Origin of the sequence: Streptomyces violascens (assembly GCF_014649955.1) — a bacterium.
Classification (GTDB): Bacteria; Actinomycetota; Actinomycetes; order Streptomycetales; family Streptomycetaceae; genus Streptomyces; species Streptomyces violascens.
In genome coordinates, this window is sequence record NZ_BMUA01000011.1 from 215,557 (window position 1) to 232,304 (window position 16,748).

The window sequence follows — 16,748 nt, forward strand, 5'->3', positions numbered from 1 at the left end:
AGCAGGAGGATTCCGTGGAGACCAACACGCTCGACGTGGCCCGGCTGGCCGCGATGGACTCCCGGGAGGCGACCCGGCTCCTCAAAAGCATGCGCGCGGCCGCCCTCGAGGGGCGGCGCACCAAGGTGGTGCCGCGTACGGACATCGAGGAGTCCTGGCGGCGGGTGCTCGACAGCGGGCTCAGTCCGGACGGGGAGAACCACGCCGGGCTGCTTTCCCTGGCCGAGGTCGAACGGCGCAGGCAGCACTCGCCGTTGACCGAGGTCCTTCCGGTGCTGCGGGACGCTCTGGTGTCGGTCGCGGACGCCGCGCAGCACATCATGGTGGTCTCGGACGCCGAGGGACGGCTGCTGTGGCGCGAGGGGCACCCCTCGGTCCTGAAGCTGGCCGACACCCTGGGCTTCGAGGTGGGCGCCGACTGGAGCGAGGCGGTCGTCGGCACCAACGGGGTGGGCACCCCGCTCGTGACCGGCCGCCCGGTGCAGGTGTTCTCGGCCGAGCACTTCGTCGCCGCCCACCACGCGTGGACCTGCGCGGGCGCGCCCATCGTCGACCCGCGCGACGGTCGGCTGCTGGGGGTGGTGGACATCAGCGGGCCGCTCAGCAGCATGCATCCGGCCACACTGTCCTTCGTGACGTCGGTGACCCGGCTCGCCACGGCCGAGCTGCGCAACCGGCACTTCGCCGCCCTGGAGCGGCTGCGCACGGTGGCCGCGCCGGTCCTGTGCCGGATCGGCGGGCGTGCGCTCGCCGTCGACGACAACGGCTGGGTGGCCGCGGTCACCGGCATGCCGCCCACCGACCGGCTCACGCTGCCGAGGTCGCCGCGCTCGGGCCGGGTGTGGCTGCCCTCGCTCGGCATGTGCACCATCGAGCCGCTGCCCGGCGGCCGGCTCGTCCAGGTCGACGGGGAGGGCGGCGGCGCGGGCGCCTCGAAGGACCGGCGGGTCGTGCTCGACCTCAGCCGGGCCCGGCGCTGCTCGGTGACCGTCTCGGGCGACGCGGGCAGCTGGACGCAGGAGCTCAGCCCCCGCCACGCCGAGCTGCTGTTCGTCCTGGCCCAGAACCGGGAGGGCCGCAGCGCCGCCCAGCTCGCGCAGGACATCTTCGAGGACCCGACGCGCACGGTGACCGTACGGGCCGAGATGTCACGCCTTCGCCGCGGTCTCGCCGAGGTCCTCGCGCACCGCCCGTACCGCTTCAGCGAGGACGTACGCGTGGAGGTGATCCGGCCGGAGCGCGCGGCGGACCTGCTCCCCCACTCCTCGTCCCCGGCGGTGAAACTGGCCCGGGGCCGCCGCCCCTGACCTGCGTTGGAAGCATCGCGCGCCGCATGATTGCCTGGCCCGCATGAGTATCACCGTGACCACCTGGTCCCTCGAGCAGACCTCCGTCGACGATCTGCGGCCCGCCGCCGAGCCGTCCGGCGACCTCACGATCGTGCGCGCCGAGGTCCCCTCGCCGGAGTTCAGCCGCTTCCTCTATACAGCGGTCGGCGGCGACATCATGTGGACCGACCGCCTGGGCATGTCGTACGCCGAGTGGGAGCAGGCCCTGGCGAAACCGGGCACGGAGACCTGGGTGGCCTACGACCGGGGGACGCCCGCGGGCTACGTCGAGCTGGAGGCTCAGCCCGGCGGCTCGGTGGAGATCGTCTACTTCGGCCTGATCCCCGCCTTCCGCGGCCGGCGGATCGGCGGCCATCTCCTGTCGTACGGGATCCGCCGGGCCTGGGACCTGGCCGAGCGCTGGCCGGAACTGCCCGCCACCGAGCGGGTGTGGCTGCACACCTGCTCACTGGACGGGGAGCACGCCATGGACAACTATCTGCGGCGCGGCTTCAAGCTCTTCGAGACCAAGGAGGAGCAGGCCGAGGAGGCGGTCGCGCCGGGTCCGTGGCCGGGGGCGTTCTGAGCCGCGCGGGCACGCCCCCGGGTGACCCGGGACACACCGTCCCATCATTCGGGACACCAATGTCCACATTCTGGATAGTGGTGGACTGGGTCTAAAGTCCCGTGACACGCTTCCGTCATGTCTGGAACTGGAATTGCCTTGGTGAGTCGGCGGCACGTCGACCTCGGCCGCATGTCCAGCGCCATCTGTCCGGCACGCTGACGCCTCCAGCAACGCCGCGATCTCTTTCCCTCAGTACCTGACTGCGCACCGCCGCGCCGAAGCGCGAGTGTGCAGGTCAGAGCCGCCCACCTGCAGTCCCGAAGGACATATGCCATGGCCGCCACCCCAGAAAACCCTGCCCCCACGACGCCCCGCCGCAAGCCGGGCCGCCACCGTGGTGAAGGCCAGTGGGCCGCCGGCCATTTCACGCCCCTCAACGGGAACGAGCAGTTCAAGAAGGACGACGACGGTCTCAATGTGCGGACACGCATTGAGACGATCTACTCCAAGCGCGGCTTCGACTCGATCGACCCCAACGACCTGCGCGGCCGGATGCGCTGGTGGGGGCTCTACACCCAGCGCCGGCAGGGCATCGACGGCGGCAAGACCGCGATCCTGGAGCCGGAGGAGCTGGACGACGAGTACTTCATGCTCCGCGTCCGCGTCGACGGCGGCCGGCTGACCACCGAGCAGCTGCGGGTGATCGGCGAGATCTCGCAGGAGTTCGCGCGCGGCACCGCCGACCTCACCGACCGGCAGAACATCCAGTACCACTGGATCCGCATCGAGGACGTCCCGGAGATCTGGAACCGCCTCGAAGCGGTCGGCCTGTCCACCACCGAGGCCTGCGGCGACACCCCGCGTGTCATCCTCGGCTCGCCCGTCGCCGGGATCGCCGCGGACGAGATCATCGACGGCACCCCGGCCATCGACGAGATCCAGCGCCGCTTCATCGGCAACCCGGCCTTCTCCAACCTGCCCCGCAAGTTCAAGTCGGCCGTCTCGGGCTCCCCGCAGCTGGACGTCGCGCACGAGATCAACGACATCGCGTTCGTCGGCGTCGAACACCCCGAGCACGGGCCCGGCTTCGACCTGTGGGTCGGCGGCGGCCTGTCCACCAACCCCAAGCTCGGCGTGCGGCTCGGCGCCTGGGTGCCCCTGGACGAGGTGCCGGACGTCTTCGAGGGCGTCATCTCGATCTTCCGCGACTACGGCTACCGCCGCCTGCGCACCCGCGCCCGTCTGAAGTTCCTGGTCGCCGACTGGGGCCCGGAGAAGTTCCGCCAGGTCCTCCAGGACGAGTACCTCAAGCGCGAGCTGCTCGACGGGCCCGCGCCCGAGCAGCCGGGGGAGGTCTGGCGCGACCACCTCGGAGTGCACCGCCAGAACGACGGCCGCTTCTACGTCGGCTTCGCGCCCCGCGTCGGACGCGTCGACGGCGCCACCCTGAGCAAGATCGCCGAGCTCGCCGAGACGCACGGCTCGGGCCGCCTGCGTACCACCGCCGAGCAGAAGCTGATCGTGCTCGACGTCGCGGAGGACCGCGTCGACTCGCTCGTGGCCGGTCTGGAGGCGCTCGGCCTCAAGGTCAACGCCTCGCCGTTCCGGCGCGGCACCATGGCCTGCACCGGCATCGAGTTCTGCAAGCTGGCCATCGTCGAGACGAAGGCGCGCGGCGCCTCGCTCATCGACGAACTGGAGCGCCGCATCCCGGAGTTCGACGAGCCCATCACCATCAACATCAACGGCTGCCCCAACTCCTGCGCCCGCATCCAGGTCGCCGACATCGGTCTCAAGGGCCAGCTGGTCCTGGACAGCGAGGGCAACCAGGTCGAGGGCTTCCAGGTGCACCTGGGCGGCGCGCTCGGACTGGAGGCCGGCTTCGGCCGCAAGGTCCGCGGCCTCAAGGTCACTTCGGCCGAGCTGCCCGACTACGTCGAGCGGGTCCTCACGCGCTTCCAGGCGGAGCGCACCGAGGGCGAGCGGTTCGCCGCCTGGACCGCCCGCGCGAGCGAGGAGGCCCTGTCATGAGCGAGCGTGCGGCCCCCTTCCACTGCCCGTACTGCGGTGACGAGGACCTGCGTCCCAACGAGACCGGACACGGCGCGTGGGAATGCGCGGCGTGCAACCGGGCCTTCCAGCTGAAGTTCCTCGGGCTGCTCGCCCGTGGAGTTCAGCGCAACGAGCGTGGAGGGGAAGCGATATGACGGCCACTCGGACCGATGAGCGCACCGCCGGAGAGCTCAAGGCGCTCGCCGAGCAGGCGGGCCGGGACCTCGAAGAGGCCTCGCCCCTGGAGATCCTGCGGTGGGCGGCCGACACCTTCGGCAAGCGGTTCTGCGTCACGTCCTCGATGGAGGACGCGGTCGTGGCCCACCTCGCCTCGCGCGCGATGCCCGGCGTGGACGTGGTGTTCCTCGACACCGGCTACCACTTCCCCGAGACCATCGGCACCCGGGACGCGGTCGCCGAGGTGATGGACGTCAACGTCATCACGCTGACCCCGCGCCAGAGCGTCGCCGAGCAGGACGCCGAGTACGGCCCTGGGCTGCACGACCGCGACCCCGACCTGTGCTGCGCCCTGCGCAAGATCAAGCCCCTGGAGGAGGGCCTCGGCGCGTACGCCGCCTGGGCCACCGGGCTGCGCCGCGACGAGTCCCCGACCCGGGCGAACACCCCGGTCGTCGGCTGGGACGAGAAGCGGCAGAAGGTCAAGGTGTCGCCGATCGCCCGCTGGACGCAGGACGACGTGGACGCCTACATCGCGGAGCACGGTGTGATCACCAACCTCCTCCTCATGGACGGCTACCCGTCGATCGGCTGCGCGCCCTGCACCCGCCGGGTCGCCGAGGGCGAGGACGCCCGCGCGGGGCGCTGGGCCGGACGCAACAAGACCGAGTGCGGGCTGCACGGATGACGGACCGTCAAAAGAGTGATCAGGAGACTTCGATGAGCGTGACGGAGGCGGGAGCCACCATCTGGCTGACCGGTCTGCCGAGCGCCGGCAAGACCACCATCGCGTACGAGCTCGCGGGCAGGCTGCGCGAGGGCGGCCACCGGGTGGAGGTGCTCGACGGCGACGAGATCCGCGAGTTCCTCTCGGCGGGCCTCGGCTTCAGCCGCGAGGACCGGCACACCAATGTGCAGCGGATCGGCTTCGTCGCCGAACTGCTCGCCGCCAACGGCGTGAAGGCGCTCGTCCCGGTGATCGCCCCTTACGCCGACAGCCGCGCGGCCGTCCGCAAGCGCCACCAGAGCGAGGGCACCGCCTATCTGGAGGTGCACGTCGCGACGCCGGTGGAGGTCTGCTCCGTACGCGATGTGAAGGGCCTGTACGCCAAGCAGGCTGCGGGCGAGATCAGCGGTCTGACCGGCGTCGACGACCCGTACGAGGCGCCCGATGCGCCGGATCTGCGGATCGAGTCGCACACCCAGACCGTGCAGGAGTCCGCGGCATCGCTTCTCGCGCTGCTCACCGAGAGGGGCCTGGCATGACGTCGGCAGTCACCGTGGGCGAGGGCGTCGACAGCCCGTACGCGCTCAGCCACCTGGACGCGCTGGAGTCCGAAGCGGTGCACATCTTCCGTGAGGTGGCGGGTGAGTTCGAGCGGCCGGTGATCCTTTTCTCCGGTGGCAAGGACTCGATCGTCATGCTGCACCTGGCGCTGAAGGCGTTCACTCCGGCGGCCGTGCCCTTCACCCTGCTGCACGTGGACACCGGGCACAACTTCCCCGAGGTCCTCGCCTACCGCGACCGGGTGGTGGCCGAGCACGGTCTTCGCCTGCACGTCGCCTCGGTGCAGGAGTACATCGACGCCGGCAAGCTGCGTGAGCGGCCCGACGGCACGCGCAACCCGCTGCAGACGGTGCCGCTGACGGAGGCCATCCAGCAGCACCGCTTCGACGCGGTGTTCGGCGGCGGCCGCCGGGACGAGGAGAAGGCCCGCGCCAAGGAGCGGGTGTTCTCGCTGCGCGACGAGTTCTCGCAGTGGGACCCGCGGCGCCAGCGCCCCGAGCTGTGGCAGCTCTACAACGGCCGGCACGCCCCCGGCGAGCACGTCCGCGTGTTCCCGCTGTCCAACTGGACCGAGCTGGACGTGTGGCAGTACATCGCCCGCGAGGACATCGACCTGCCGGAGATCTACTTCGCCCACGAGCGCGAGGTGTTCCAGCGGTCCGGGATGTGGCTGACCGCCGGCGAGTGGGGCGGCCCCAAGGCCGACGAGACGGTCGAGACCCGCCTGGTGCGCTACCGCACCGTCGGCGACATGTCCTGCACCGGCGCCGTCGACTCCGACGCCACGACGCTGGACGCCGTCATCACCGAGATCGCCGCATCGAGGCTCACCGAGCGGGGCGCCACCCGCGCCGACGACAAGATGTCCGAGGCCGCGATGGAAGACCGCAAGCGCGAGGGGTACTTCTAAATGTCCAACTCCGTTGACACTGCGGTGCAGTTGGCCGATCTGTCGGCCACCACCCTGCTGCGCTTCGCGACCGCCGGGTCCGTCGACGACGGCAAGTCCACCCTGGTGGGCCGGCTCCTGCACGACTCCAAGTCGGTCCTGACCGACCAGCTCGAAGCCGTCGAGGCGGCCTCGCTCAAGCGCGGCCAGGAGGCGCCGGACCTTGCGCTGCTCACCGACGGCCTGCGGGCCGAGCGCGAGCAGGGCATCACCATCGACGTGGCCTACCGCTACTTCGCGACCCCGCGGCGCAGGTTCATCCTGGCCGACACCCCGGGGCACGTGCAGTACACCCGCAACATGGTGACCGGCGCCTCCACCGCCGACCTCGCCGTGGTCCTGGTCGACGCCCGCAACGGCGTCATCGAGCAGACCCGCCGGCACGCTGCGGTCGCCGCCCTGCTCCGCGTCCCGCACGTGGTCCTCGCCGTCAACAAGATGGACCTGGTGGCGTACGAGGAGAAGGTCTTCGCGAAGATCGCGGAGGAATTCACCGCGTACGCGAGCGAGTTGGGCGTCCCCGAGATCACGGCGATTCCGATCTCGGCCCTCGCCGGGGACAACGTGGTGGAGCCCAGCGCCAACATGGACTGGTACGGCGGCCCCACCGTTCTGGAGCACCTGGAGACGGTGCCGGTCAGCCACGACCTGACCTCCTGCCACGCGCGGCTCCCCGTGCAGTACGTGATCCGGCCGCAGACCGCCGAGCTCCCGGACTACCGGGGTTACGCGGGCCAGATCGCCGCCGGTACGTTCCGGGTCGGCGAGCCGGTGACCGTGCTCCCCTCGGGGCGCACCAGCAGGATCGCGGGCATCGACCTGCTCGGCGAGTCCGTCGACATCGCGTGGACGCCGCAGTCCGTCACCCTCCTCCTGGAGGACGACATCGACATCTCGCGCGGCGACCTGATCGTGCCGAGCGGGGACGCGCCCGCCACCACCCAGGACGTCGAGGCGACCGTCTGCCACGTGGCCGACCAGCCCCTGACGGTGGGTCAGCGGGTGCTGCTCAAGCACACCACCCGCACGGTCAAGGCGATCGTCAAGGAGATCCCGTCCCGGCTCACCCTGGACGACCTCTCCCAGCACCCCGACCCCGGCCAGCTCGTCGCCAACGACATCGGCCGGGTCAAGGTGCGCACCGCCGAGCCGCTCGCGCTCGACTCGTACGCCGACTCGCGGCGCACCGGCTCGTTCCTGCTGATCGACCCGGCCGACGGCACCACGCTCTCGGCCGGCATGGCGGGCGAGTCGTTCGCCACCCACAAGGTTCTCCACACCGTCGAGGACGAAGCGGGCTGGGACTTCTGATGCTGCGACCTCTCCTGCACAGTCACGACGTCTACTCGACCTTCGCGAAGGAGGGCGGCCGCGTGGGCAGCGGCGCCCTCGGCAGCGGTCAGGGCGGGGTTGCCCGATGTGCGCGATGACGTACGCGCACCGCTCGCGCGCCCGGATGCACCATCCACCCCTGCACCGAAGACCTGCCGACTTCCCGGCCGCGTCCCGGAGTTGAGACTCCGCCGGACGTAAGCACCGGGCCTCCGAGAGGACACCCTCCCGTGCCTGCCAGCCCCGCTTTGAGGCGCAGCCTGATAGCCGCCGCCACCCTGCCCCTGCTGTTCGGGGCGCTCGCCGCCTGCGGCTACGGCTCCGCCGCCGACAAGGACGCCGGGAAAGCCGCGCCCGCCGCGGACGGCAAGAAGCTCTCCGCCGACTCCGTGAAGATCGGCTACTTCCCTAACCTGACCCACGCCACGGCGCTGGTCGGCGTGCAGGAGGGGCTGTTCCAGAAGGAGCTGGGCGGCACCGCGGTCAAGACGTCCACCTTCAACGCGGGACCCTCCGAGATCGAGGCCCTCAACGCGGGCTCGATCGACATCGGCTGGATCGGTCCCTCGCCTGCCATCAACGGCTTCACCAAGTCGAAGGGGCAGAGCCTGCGCATCATCGGCGGCTCGGCCTCCGGCGGTGTGAAGCTGGTCGTCAACCCCAGCAGGATCAAGTCGGTGGACGAGCTCAAGGGCAAGAACATCGCGACCCCGCAGCTCGGCAACACCCAGGACGTGGCGTTCCTGAACTGGCTGGCCGACAAGGGCTGGAAGGTCGACGCGCAGAGCGGCAAGGGCGACGTCAACGTGGTCCGCACCGACAACAAGATCACCCCGGACGCCTACAAGTCCGGCTCGATCGACGGCGCCTGGGTGCCCGAGCCGACCGCGTCCAAGCTGGTCCAGGAGGGCGGCAAGGTCCTCGTGGACGAGTCCGACCTGTGGCCGGACCACCAGTTCGTGATCACCAACATCATCGTGTCGCAGAAGTTCCTCAAGGAGCACCCCGACGTCGTCGAGGCGGTCCTGCGCGGCTCGGTGAAGACCAACGAGTGGATCGCCACCCACCCCGACCAGGCGAAGGCCTCCGCGAACGCCGCGCTCAAGAAGCTCTCCGGCAAGGAGCTGCCGACGGACGTCATCGACCCGGCGTGGAAGTCCATCCAGACCCTGGACGACCCGCTGGCGGCCAGCCTCCAGGCGCAGGCCGACCACGCGGTGAAGGCCGGCCTCCTCAAGAAGCCCGACCTCAAGGGCATCTACGACCTGGATCCGCTCAACAAGGTCCTCAAGTCCCTGGGCAGGCCCGAGGTCGGCGACGCCGGTCTCGGCGTCAACTAGTCCCCGTATCAGGCCGGTTCACAGGTTTCCCAGGAGGTGACGACCATGGCCACCGCACTCGCCAAGGCCACGGACCGCACGGCGGCAGCGCACGAGTACGCCGCCCGGATCGGGCATGTCTCGAAGTCCTTCAACGGTCCCGCGGGACCGCAGCTCGTCCTCGACGACATCTCTCTCGATGTCGCGCCGGGCGAGTTCGTCACCCTCCTGGGCGCCTCCGGCTGCGGAAAGTCGACGCTCCTCAACCTGGTGGCGGGCCTGGACGCGCCGACCGCGGGCACCATCGAGACGCCCGGCGGGCGGCCCGCCCTGATGTTCCAGGAGCACGCCCTGTTCCCGTGGCTGACCGCGGGCAAGAACATCGAGCTCGCCCTCAGGCTGCGCGGGGTGCCCAAGAACGACCGGCGCGAGCGGGCCGAGGAGCTCCTCGCCCTGGTCCGCCTCCAGGGCGCGTACGGCAAGCGCGTGCACGAACTGTCCGGCGGCATGCGCCAGCGCGTCGCGATGGCCCGCGCGATCGCCCAGGACTCCCAGCTCCTCCTGATGGACGAGCCGTTCGCGGCGCTCGACGCGATCACCCGCGACGTCCTGCACGACGAGCTGACCCGCATCTGGCGCGAGACGAACCTGTCCGTTCTGTTCGTGACGCACAACGTGCGCGAGGCGGTCCGGCTCGCGCAGCGCGTGGTGCTGCTCTCCTCGCGGCCCGGCCGGGTGGCCCACGAGTGGACGGTGGACATCGACCAGCCGCGCCGCATCGAGGACGCCGAAGTGGCGGAGCTCTCCGTCGAGATCACTGAACAACTGCGTGGGGAGATCCGCCGCCATGGCCAGCACTGAGACCACTGACGTCAAGGACTCCCCCGGCCTGGGCAGCCTCGAAGCGGGGCTCGACGCGCTCGAAACCGTCCAGACCCACCGCACCCCCGTGCGCGAGGTGCTGGTCAAGAAGGTGCTGCCCCCACTGACCGCGGTCGCCCTCGTCCTGGTGGTGTGGCAGGTCCTGGTCTCGGCGAAGGTCACCGACGAGTACAAGCTGCCCGCGCCGTCCGCGGTGCTTTCGAGCCTGAAGGACATGTGGCTCCAGGGCACCCTGCTCGACATCGTGTGGACCAGCGTGTCGCGCGGCCTGCTCGGCTTCCTGCTCGCGCTCGCCATCGGCACGCCGCTCGGTCTGATCGTGGCCCGGGTCAAGTTCGTGCGGGCGGCGATCGGCCCGATCCTGTCCGGCCTCCAGTCGCTGCCGTCGGTGGCCTGGGTCCCGCCGGCCGTGCTCTGGCTCGGCCTGAACGACTCGATGATGTACGCCGTGATCCTGCTCGGTGCGGTCCCCTCGATCGCCAACGGCCTGGTCTCGGGCGTCGACCAGGTGCCGCCGCTGTATCTGCGCGCGGGCCGCACGCTTGGCGCGACCGGGGTGCGCGGGGCCTGGCACATCCTGATGCCGGCCGCACTGCCCGGCTACCTCGCCGGTCTGAAGCAGGGCTGGGCGTTCTCCTGGCGTTCGCTGATGGCCGCGGAGATCATCGCCTCGTCGCCCGATCTCGGCCTCGGGCTCGGCCAGTTGCTGGAGAACGGCCGCAACAACTCGGACATGCCCGGCATCTTCCTCGCGATCATCCTGATCCTGATCGTCGGCATCGCCATCGACCTGCTGATCTTCAGCCCGCTGGAGCGCAGGGTGCTGCGCGGCCGCGGTCTGCTCGTGAAGGGCTGAGCCGCCCGTGCACCGCCCGGTCCTCCTCGTCATAGCCCACGGCAGCCGCGATCCCCGGCACGCCGCGACGGTGCACGCCCTGGTGAGGCGGGTGCGCTTGCTGCGGCCGGGGGTGCGCGTGGAGACGGGCTTCCTGGACTTCAACGCGCCGTCGGTCCCCCAGGTCCTGGACCGGCTCGCACGGGAGGGCATACGGGACGTGGTGGCCCTCCCCCTCCTGCTGACCCGCGCCTTCCACGCCAAGGCGGACATCCCGGCGGTCCTCGACCGGGCCCCGGCCCGCCTGAACGTCAGGCTCGCCGACGTCCTCGGCCCCTCCCCCCTGCTGCTCGCCACCCTTGAGCGACGGCTGTACGAAGCGGGCCTCGACCCCGCCGACAAAAGCTCGACCGGGCTCGTCCTGGCCTCGGCGGGCTCCACCGACCCGGAGGCGATCGCAGTGATCGCTGAAATTGCGCGGGAGCTGCGGCACACCGGTTGGTGCGCCGTGCGGCCTGCGTTCGCCTCCGCGGCCCTGCCCCGTACGGAAGACGCCGTACGGGAGCTGCGGGCCCTGGGCGTACGGCGGGTGGCCGTCGCCCCGTACGTCATCGCCCCCGGCTTCCTGCCGGACCGGATCGTGCGGGGCGCGGCGGGGGCGGACGTGCTGTCCGAGGTCCTGGGCGCGGCACCGGAGTTGGCCCGCCTGCTCCTCCTCCGCTACGACGAGTCCCGAACCCGGGACGGGCTCCCGGCCCTGACGGCCTGACCCCTGGATTGTCCTGGCCGCCCCTCCCCGATACCGTCCGGGGTGCGGGTGGGCCGAGCTGGACTCGTGCGGCTCGGCCCCAGACCCCGGGGATGCCCCCTACCCGTCGGCCGAAGTCGTCGCCCGGACCGTGACCGCAGGCCCCACCCCCGCCCCCGTCACCGCAGCCACCGTGAACGCATACGCCGCCCCCGGGGCAAGCCCGCCCACCACCCGGAACATCCCCTTCCCCGACGCCTGCGTGACCAGCGCGTCCCGCCCGGCGACGTCAACGACCCGCCCGTCCGACACGGTGACCCGATAGCCGATGACCTTGGCGTCGCCCGTCGCCGCAGGCGGCGTCCACGCGAGGGTGACCGCCCGTTCGGCGGCCCGCACCTTCACCCCCGTCGGCGCCCCCGGCACCACCACGGCCCCGGTCGGCCCGAGCGGTGCCGAGGCCGGCGAGGCCGCGCTCTCACCGCGCGCGTTGTGCGCGGTGACGGTCACCCTGAACGGCCCTTCGGGCGCCTCCAGTTGACCGACCCGCACATACGCCTTCCGCTGGAACTCGGCCGCCGCGGTGTCCACTCTCGCCGCCTCACTCCCGTCCGGCCGCAGGGCCCGCACCGTGTATCCGGTCACCGCCGAACCGCCGTCCACGTAGGCCGGGTTGAAGGTCACGTACAACGCGTCCGCACCCGCCGTGCTCGTGCCCACGCGCGCGGGCGCCTCGGGCACGGACACCGCCTGGGTCGTACGGTCGAGAACGGAGTGGTACGCGGGCTCGATCCCGGCGTCGGCGAGAACGTCCGGCGGCACGTCGGCGAGGCCGGCCATGATGTGGTTGCCTGTGGTCACCAGGCCCTTGCTGCTGCCGTCGGCGGCGCCTTCCTCCCACCAGTTGCCCTCGATCAGCGTCGGATCGTTGTTGCCGAGCTTGTCGCGGTAGTCGGTGTGGCGGCTGGCGACATTGGCGTACGCGGCGCCGTACAGGACATTGCCCTGGACGGTCTCGTACGTGCAGCCGTTGTCGGTGTAGACGCTCTTGCCCAGGCCCCACTGGTCGTGGATGACGTTGCCGGTGACCTTCTCGCCGTCGGCCATGGACGTGCCGGTCAGACCCTGGGTGTAGACGCCTCCGCCGTCGTCGAGGAGCTGCATGTAGTCGAAGACCAGGTTGTCGCGCACCGCGTTGTCCTGGCTCGGGTTGGGGGTCGCAGGCGAGCCGATCTTGTCGGGCCAGCCGCCCCAGCCCATCGAGATCGCGCTGTAGCCGAGGTGGTCGAGCTGGTTGTGCGCGATGGTGTCGTGCTGGGTGTAGCCGTTGAGAATGCCTACCCCGCCGTGGAACTCCCTTGGCAGCGCGTATAGGTGATTGTTCGTCACCTCGACACCGGAGACGGTCGCTTCCCCGTCCACCCCGCCGATCTCCAGCCCATTGCCGGACACATCGGTGAACACGCTGGATTTCACCGACGAATCGGATGTTCCCGCGCCGAGTTCCAGACCGGCCGCGCCGAGATGCGCGAAGGTGCTGTCGCTGATGTCGATGCCGCTCGCGTACGAGAAGGACACGTTGCCCGGCATCTTCGTCCACGAGGCGAAGGGGCAGGTGCCGCCCGGGGTGAAGCCGCACAGGCCCTGGGTCGCCCAGCCCTTGGCGCCGGTGATGGTGTAGCCGGCCTGGATCTCGGAGAAGCCCTCGGGACCGGACGGCGTCAGCCAGGTCGCGTAGCTGAACTGGAGGCCCTGGAACGCGACATCGTGCAGCGGGTCCTTCGCGGTGCCGTGGCCGTCGAGGAGTTTCTCGGCGGAGGCCGCCTCGATGTCGGCGCTCCTCGGGTCCTCGCCCTGGCGGGGCAGGTAGTACACGGTGTGCGCGGAGCGGTCGAGGTACCACTCGCCGGGCTGGTCGAGGAGTTCGTAGGCGTTCTCGACGTAGGACGCCCTGCCGTTGTTGGTGAGCTTGCCGGGGCCGACCATGCTCACCGTGCGCCCGGGCCGGTCGGGGAACTCGACGCGCTTGTTGGAGTTGTCCCAGCACGGCTGGGTCATGGTGATCGCAGTGCCCTCGGCGGATGCGATCCTGCAGCGGGGTTCGGTCCACTGGCCGAGCCCGTTGCGCTCGACGTTCCAGAGGGCCTCGCCGCTGGTGTACACGAACTCGGCGTCGGAGGGATGGCGCCAGCGCGCGATGGCGTCGGAGGTCGCGGTGTACCCGGTGGGCGTGACCGTGAGTGCGACCGGCACCTCGCCCCTCGCGCGCTGACCGCGCACCCCGTCCACGTACAACTGCCGTGTGTCGGTGAGGCCTTGGGGCGCCGGCGCCGACCAGAGCCCGGGGCGTCCGGAGACCGGCTGCCAGCCCTCGACCTTGCGGCCGCCGCTGATGACGGTGGCCCCGGCGCCCGCGCCCTGCCAGATGATGCGGTGACCGTTCCGGCCGGAGTCGCGGGCGTCGAGTTCGAGGGGCTTGTCCGTGCGGTACGTACCGGCCGCGAGGTGGACCGTGAGGTCGGCCCTCTGGTGCGCCGCCCCGCCACGCGCCAGATCGCGGGCGCGCGACAGGCTGCGCACGGGGTACCGGGCGGTGCCGTCGGCAAGATCGCTCCCGGTCGGGGACACGTACACATCGGCAAAGGACGCGTGCGGCGAGCGCGCCGTGGCCGACGGCACGAGGCCCAAGACCCCCAGGGCCAGGGCGGCGGCGAGTGCGAGGATCTGGGCGGCTCTTCGGGGCGCCGTCCGCGGCGCGCTCCGGGATGCGGGCATGTTCCCTCCCAGGGGGAGCTCATGGGACCGGCCCCCTGAGCCACTGGAAAGGTAGGAGCATTGACGCACCACGGTCAACACATCGGCCCTGATCCTTCCAGGATTTGCCTCAACTCCCCTTAGTCATCGGACCACTTGAGCACGGTCTCGGGAGTCAGGCCGTCCAGTGCGGGTCGCGGCCGGAAGCGGCCAGGGCGCGCTCGAAGATGGTGGCCGTGGGCGGCACGCCGACCGGGTTCGCGAAGCCCTGGTACTGGCGGTAGAGCTCGGCGTTGTCCTCGACGACCTTCAGGACGAACGCGGCGGACTCCTCCGAGATCCGCACCTCCTGCCCGGTGGCGCGCGCGACGTCCCAGCCGTGCACCACCATCTCCTTGACGACCATCGAAGCGATGTGCGCGGCACCCAACGCGGTTCCGCCCAGATCGAACTCGCCCTCCCACACGGCCGGGTCGGCCCACGCGGCCACGGCCCGGTCGAGCTGGGCGGCGTACTGCTCGGCCCAGCCGGCGTCGGCGGTGAAGTCGCGCGCGGCGAGCTCGTCCGGGAGCGGCTTGCGCAGGGCCCGGTGCTCCAGGCCGTACGAGGTGTACAGGACCCAGTGGTTGACCAGCGCCCGCACGTCCCACTCCCCGCAGGGAGTGGGCCCGGCGAGCTGCCCCGGGATGACGCCGCGGGCGATGCGGGCGGCCTCAGCCGCGCATTCGGTCATGGCACGGTGTTCGTTCTTCATGCACCCAGCCTGCCCTCGCACCCCTCCCCCGGTATTGAAAAAACGCGACAGCGCTCGTGAGGTGGTCTCAGTCGAAGCGGAGGGATCCCGTCCGGGTCCGCTTGAGCTCGAAGAAGTCGGGGTACGCGGCGATCGTGCGCACGCTGTCGAAGAGCCGGGCCGCCTCCTCCTCGCGCGGAATCGAGCTGAGCACCGGGCCGAAGTAGACCTTGCCGTCGACGTGCATGGTCGGGGTGCCGACGTAGCCGTCCTCGGCCGGGTCCTTGCCCGCGTCGTGGCATCGGCGCACGGCCTCGTCGTAGGCCGGGTCGTGGGCCGCTTCGGCGAGGGCCGCGGGCAGCCCGAGCTCCGCGAGAGACTGGGCGATCACCTCGTCGAAGTCCTGGTTCTTGTCCTGGTGGATGCGGGTGCCGAACGCGGTGTACAGATCGCGCAGCACGCCGTCGCCGTGCGCCTGGGCCGCCGCGACCGCGACCCGGACGGGGCCGATCGACCGGTCGACCAAGTCCCGGTACCAGTCGGGCAGTTCATTGCCGATGTTGTGGAGGTAGAGGCTCATCGGCCGGAATCTCAGCTCGATGTCACGGTGCCGTTCCACCTCCAGCATCCAGCGGGAGGTGATCCAGGCGAAGGGGCAGGCGGGGTCGAAGTAGAAGTCGACGGTGGTGCGCTGCGCGAGGTCTGTCGTGGTGTCCGTCATGGGTCGAGCGTAACGCCGCAGTGGCCCCCGCCCCTGGTCCAATGCCACCTGCGATCACTGGGCCATTTCGGCGTCGTGCGGCTCGGCCCGTTCCTTCGTGGTTGCGCCCCTCGGCCCGTCTGCCGAAGCGTGGAGCGTGGTCGGATACGGTCGCTTGCATGATCTCTGAGACCTTCACGCTCGGCGGCGACCGGCCCCTGCGGCGGCTCGGCTTCGGTACCGCGCAGCTCACCGGGTCCGGGTACTGGGGCCCGCGCGGTGAACGGGCGGACGCGCTCGCCGTGCTGCGCCGCGCGGTCGAGCGGGGTGTCACGCTGATCGACACCGCCGACAACTACGGCCCGGACCTCGCCGAGGAACTCGTCGCGGAGGCCCTCCACCCCTACCCGGCCGATGTGGTGATCGCGACGAAGGGCGGTGTCGTACGGACCAGTGACAGCGCCTGGCACATCGCGGGGCGGCCCGAGCAGCTGCGGGCGATGTGCGAGGCGAGCCTGCGCCGCCTGCGCACGGAGACCATCGACCTGTACCAGCTGCACCGGCTCGACCCCGAGGTGCCCATGGCCGAACAGCTGGGCGCGCTCGACGAGTTGAGGCGGGCTGGCAAGATCCGCCACATCGGTCTGGACAGCGTCTCGGCCGAGCAGGTGGAGGCGGCACTCCGGTTGACCGACGTCGCCTCGGTGCAGAACCGCTTCAACCTGCTGGACCGGGAGTCGGAGGCGGTACTCGGCCTGTGCGAGGCCCACGGCCTGGCGTTTCTGCCCTGGTTCCCGCTGGCCAACGGCGCCCTGACCGGCCGGGCCGCGGCCGACCTCGACGAGATCGCCCGGCAGCACGGCGCCACCAGGGGCCAGGTCGCCCTGGCCTGGCTGCTGCACCGCTCGCCCGTCCTGTGCCCGACGCCGGGTACCGGCTCGCTGTCGCATCTGGACGAGAACCTGGAGGCCTCCCAAGTCGGCCTGTCCGAGGACGAGTTGTGCACCCTGAACGCGCTCCAGGCGTCCTGAGACGGCCCCGGCGGAGGTGACGCCGCGAGCGTGGTCGCCTGGTCCAACATCC

17 protein-coding genes are annotated in these 16,748 nt (G+C 70.9%); 14 read left to right on the forward strand and 3 right to left on the reverse strand.

Annotation, left to right across the window (positions count from 1 at the left end; all coding sequences use genetic code 11):
- The first annotated feature begins 53 nt into the window (after nucleotides 1–53).
- The 13 genes from IE206_RS22690 (at nucleotide 54) to IE206_RS22745 (ending at nucleotide 11,499) form a co-directional block, all read left to right on the forward strand.
- The gene (locus IE206_RS22690; protein WP_189964962.1) at nucleotides 54–1,307 is read left to right on the forward strand and encodes a helix-turn-helix domain-containing protein; all 1,254 of its coding nucleotides are present in this window, start codon (nucleotides 54–56) and stop codon (nucleotides 1,305–1,307) included.
- Nucleotides 1,308–1,350: 43 nt separating this feature from the next.
- On the forward strand, nucleotides 1,351–1,914 hold the full coding sequence (locus IE206_RS22695) for a GNAT family N-acetyltransferase (RefSeq protein WP_189964844.1): 564 nt from the start codon (nucleotides 1,351–1,353) through the stop codon (nucleotides 1,912–1,914).
- 117 nt (nucleotides 1,915–2,031) lie between these two features.
- Nucleotides 2,032–2,115, forward strand: coding sequence for a putative leader peptide (locus IE206_RS43595; RefSeq protein ID WP_310591794.1), 84 nt, complete (start codon nucleotides 2,032–2,034; stop codon nucleotides 2,113–2,115).
- 114 nt (nucleotides 2,116–2,229) lie between these two features.
- Complete coding sequence (locus tag IE206_RS22700; protein ID WP_189964846.1) at nucleotides 2,230–3,927, forward strand: nitrite/sulfite reductase; 1,698 nt, start codon at nucleotides 2,230–2,232, stop codon at nucleotides 3,925–3,927.
- A complete protein-coding gene (locus IE206_RS22705; RefSeq protein ID WP_189964848.1) occupies nucleotides 3,924–4,103 on the forward strand; it encodes a hypothetical protein in 180 nt (59 codons plus the stop codon). The genes IE206_RS22700 and IE206_RS22705 overlap by 4 nt, the downstream gene beginning before the upstream one ends.
- Entirely contained in the window at nucleotides 4,100–4,813 is a 714-nt protein-coding gene (locus tag IE206_RS22710; RefSeq protein ID WP_189964850.1) for a phosphoadenylyl-sulfate reductase, read from the forward strand. Before IE206_RS22705 ends, IE206_RS22710 begins: the two co-directional genes overlap by 4 nt.
- 32 nt (nucleotides 4,814–4,845) lie before the next feature.
- Nucleotides 4,846–5,391, forward strand: coding sequence for an adenylyl-sulfate kinase (gene cysC / locus IE206_RS22715; protein ID WP_189964851.1), 546 nt, complete (start codon nucleotides 4,846–4,848; stop codon nucleotides 5,389–5,391).
- Nucleotides 5,388–6,323 (forward strand): sulfate adenylyltransferase subunit CysD, encoded by a 936-nt coding sequence (gene cysD / locus IE206_RS22720; protein WP_189964853.1) that lies wholly within the window; start codon nucleotides 5,388–5,390, stop codon nucleotides 6,321–6,323. Before cysC ends, cysD begins: the two co-directional genes overlap by 4 nt.
- A complete protein-coding gene (locus IE206_RS22725; RefSeq protein WP_189964855.1) occupies nucleotides 6,324–7,673 on the forward strand; it encodes a sulfate adenylyltransferase subunit 1 in 1,350 nt (449 codons plus the stop codon). It abuts the gene before it with no gap.
- Between the two features lie 251 nt (nucleotides 7,674–7,924).
- Entirely contained in the window at nucleotides 7,925–9,034 is a 1,110-nt protein-coding gene (locus IE206_RS22730; protein ID WP_189964857.1) for an aliphatic sulfonate ABC transporter substrate-binding protein, read from the forward strand.
- Between the two features lie 45 nt (nucleotides 9,035–9,079).
- Complete coding sequence (locus IE206_RS22735; protein WP_053726031.1) at nucleotides 9,080–9,874, forward strand: ABC transporter ATP-binding protein; 795 nt, start codon at nucleotides 9,080–9,082, stop codon at nucleotides 9,872–9,874.
- Nucleotides 9,861–10,751 carry an ABC transporter permease gene (locus IE206_RS22740; RefSeq protein WP_189964859.1) on the forward strand — a complete coding sequence of 297 codons (891 nt, stop codon included), beginning with the start codon at nucleotides 9,861–9,863 and terminating at the stop codon, nucleotides 10,749–10,751. Before IE206_RS22735 ends, IE206_RS22740 begins: the two co-directional genes overlap by 14 nt.
- A gap of 7 nt (nucleotides 10,752–10,758) precedes the next feature.
- Nucleotides 10,759–11,499 carry a sirohydrochlorin chelatase gene (locus IE206_RS22745; RefSeq protein ID WP_189964861.1) on the forward strand — a complete coding sequence of 247 codons (741 nt, stop codon included), beginning with the start codon at nucleotides 10,759–10,761 and terminating at the stop codon, nucleotides 11,497–11,499.
- A 99-nt stretch (nucleotides 11,500–11,598) separates the two neighbouring features.
- Here the strand turns inward: IE206_RS22745 and IE206_RS22750 are convergent, their stop codons facing one another.
- The 3 genes from IE206_RS22750 to IE206_RS22760 form a co-directional block, all read right to left on the reverse strand.
- Nucleotides 11,599–14,253, reverse strand: a complete 2,655-nt coding sequence (locus tag IE206_RS22750; protein WP_189964863.1) for a fibronectin type III domain-containing protein — start codon at nucleotides 14,251–14,253, stop codon at nucleotides 11,599–11,601.
- Nucleotides 14,254–14,407: 154 nt separating this feature from the next.
- Complete coding sequence (locus IE206_RS22755) at nucleotides 14,408–14,986, reverse strand: TIGR03086 family metal-binding protein (RefSeq protein ID WP_189964865.1); 579 nt, start codon at nucleotides 14,984–14,986, stop codon at nucleotides 14,408–14,410.
- Between the two features lie 67 nt (nucleotides 14,987–15,053).
- Nucleotides 15,054–15,686, reverse strand: coding sequence for a mycothiol-dependent nitroreductase Rv2466c family protein (locus tag IE206_RS22760; protein ID WP_189964867.1), 633 nt, complete (start codon nucleotides 15,684–15,686; stop codon nucleotides 15,054–15,056).
- 158 nt (nucleotides 15,687–15,844) lie between these two features.
- Here IE206_RS22760 and IE206_RS22765 point away from each other — a divergent pair, with 158 nt between their 5' ends.
- Nucleotides 15,845–16,696 carry an aldo/keto reductase gene (locus IE206_RS22765; protein ID WP_189964869.1) on the forward strand — a complete coding sequence of 284 codons (852 nt, stop codon included), beginning with the start codon at nucleotides 15,845–15,847 and terminating at the stop codon, nucleotides 16,694–16,696.
- Nucleotides 16,697–16,748 lie beyond the last annotated feature (52 nt).

Coding starts and splice junctions, on each gene's coding strand:
- IE206_RS22695 (WP_189964844.1), top strand. CDS start 1,351: ATGAGTATCACCGTGACCACCTGGTCCCTCGAGCAGACCTCCGTCGAC.
- IE206_RS22755 (WP_189964865.1), bottom strand. CDS start 14,986: ATGAAGAACGAACACCGTGCCATGACCGAATGCGCGGCTGAGGCCGCC.
- IE206_RS22710 (WP_189964850.1), top strand. CDS start 4,100: ATGACGGCCACTCGGACCGATGAGCGCACCGCCGGAGAGCTCAAGGCG.
- cysD (WP_189964853.1), top strand. CDS start 5,388: ATGACGTCGGCAGTCACCGTGGGCGAGGGCGTCGACAGCCCGTACGCG.
- cysC (WP_189964851.1), top strand. CDS start 4,846: ATGAGCGTGACGGAGGCGGGAGCCACCATCTGGCTGACCGGTCTGCCG.
- IE206_RS22740 (WP_189964859.1), top strand. CDS start 9,861: ATGGCCAGCACTGAGACCACTGACGTCAAGGACTCCCCCGGCCTGGGC.
- IE206_RS22760 (WP_189964867.1), bottom strand. CDS start 15,686: ATGACGGACACCACGACAGACCTCGCGCAGCGCACCACCGTCGACTTC.
- IE206_RS22700 (WP_189964846.1), top strand. CDS start 2,230: ATGGCCGCCACCCCAGAAAACCCTGCCCCCACGACGCCCCGCCGCAAG.
- IE206_RS22735 (WP_053726031.1), top strand. CDS start 9,080: ATGGCCACCGCACTCGCCAAGGCCACGGACCGCACGGCGGCAGCGCAC.
- IE206_RS22705 (WP_189964848.1), top strand. CDS start 3,924: ATGAGCGAGCGTGCGGCCCCCTTCCACTGCCCGTACTGCGGTGACGAG.
- IE206_RS22690 (WP_189964962.1), top strand. CDS start 54: ATGGACTCCCGGGAGGCGACCCGGCTCCTCAAAAGCATGCGCGCGGCC.
- IE206_RS22725 (WP_189964855.1), top strand. CDS start 6,324: ATGTCCAACTCCGTTGACACTGCGGTGCAGTTGGCCGATCTGTCGGCC.
- IE206_RS43595 (WP_310591794.1), top strand. CDS start 2,032: ATGTCTGGAACTGGAATTGCCTTGGTGAGTCGGCGGCACGTCGACCTC.
- IE206_RS22765 (WP_189964869.1), top strand. CDS start 15,845: ATGATCTCTGAGACCTTCACGCTCGGCGGCGACCGGCCCCTGCGGCGG.
- IE206_RS22750 (WP_189964863.1), bottom strand. CDS start 14,253: ATGCCCGCATCCCGGAGCGCGCCGCGGACGGCGCCCCGAAGAGCCGCC.